The organism is Microcoleus sp. w2-18bC1 (assembly GCF_036700365.1).
Taxonomy (GTDB): Bacteria; Cyanobacteriota; Cyanobacteriia; order Cyanobacteriales; family Microcoleaceae; genus Microcoleus.
In genome coordinates this window covers 4,589-5,183 of record NZ_JAUBOS010000124.1, presented here as the reverse complement: position 1 = coordinate 5,183, position 595 = coordinate 4,589, and the positions used below count along the sequence as shown (strand labels likewise).

The 595-nt window shown below is 57.5% G+C and carries 1 pseudogene; it reads right to left on the bottom strand.

The features are described from left to right. Nucleotides 1–595, bottom strand: a pseudogene (locus tag QT979_RS28325) (DUF4347 domain-containing protein); the annotation flags it as partial.

The window sequence follows — 595 nt, the reverse complement described above, 5'->3', positions numbered from 1 at the left end:
CTGCGGGTGTGGGTGTTGGTTCCGCTGCGGGTGTGGGTGTTGGTTCCGCTGCGGGTGTGGGTGTTGGTTCTGGGATGGGTGGTGTGGGTGTTGGTTCCGCTGCAGGTGTGGGTGTTGGTTCTGGGATGCGTGGTGTGGGTGTTGGTTCTGGGACGGGTGTGGGTGTTGGTTCTGGGATGCGTGGTGTGGGTGTTGGTTCTGGGACGGGTGGTGTGGGTGTGGGTTCCGGGACGGGTGGTGTTGGTGTTGGCGCTGGTGTTTGTGGTGTGGGTGTGGGTTCCGGGACGGGTGGTGTTGGTGTTGGCGCTGGTGTGGGTGTGGGTGTTGGTATTGGTGTTGGTGTTGGTGTTGGTTCGTTCAGGGGAATGGCAGAGACAGTAGCGCTGGCGGGGCTGATAGCGCCCTGGTTGTCTGTAGCGCTGTAGGTAAAATTTGCTGTTGTAAAGTTGGCTGTCGATTGGAAAAATAATTGGTTAATGTCAGCAGGTGTCAGAATTTGACCGGCCGTGACAATCCGGCCGCCGGTATCGGGATTGCCTAAAAATATCAGCCCTTCATTTGCTGGTGGGACGGTGTTGATGGTGAAGGATGCGAT